Source organism: Kitasatospora nipponensis, assembly GCF_039528135.1.
In the GTDB taxonomy this organism is placed as follows: domain Bacteria; phylum Actinomycetota; class Actinomycetes; order Streptomycetales; family Streptomycetaceae; genus Kitasatospora; species Kitasatospora nipponensis.
In genome coordinates this window covers 1,685-2,032 of sequence record NZ_BAAALF010000406.1, presented here as the reverse complement: position 1 = coordinate 2,032, position 348 = coordinate 1,685, and positions in this window count along the sequence as shown.

The following is a 348-nucleotide window of genomic DNA, read 5'->3' as shown; positions in this document are numbered from 1 at the left end:
TCCCTCCAAGATCCCCGCTCCACCACTCCACGGGACGCCATCTGCGGCGGTCTGCCGCTGGCTCTCCGTATCTTGGCCTCCCTGCTTGTGGACGCACCAACCAGACCGCTGTCCCACCTCCGCCTGGAGCTGGAGGACGCCCACTCCAGGCTCTGTGTACTGCGCCGGGAGGAGCGCGCGGTGACAGCAGCCTTCGAACTGTCCTACCGAGCGCTTTCCGAGGAGCAGGCCAGACTGTTTCGCCTCACGAGCCTGCACCCGGGGCCGGATTTCTCCACCGAAACCACGGCCGAGTGGTACGACGGAAACGCCACGAAGGCGAACCAACTCCTGCAGGCACTAGGGGCT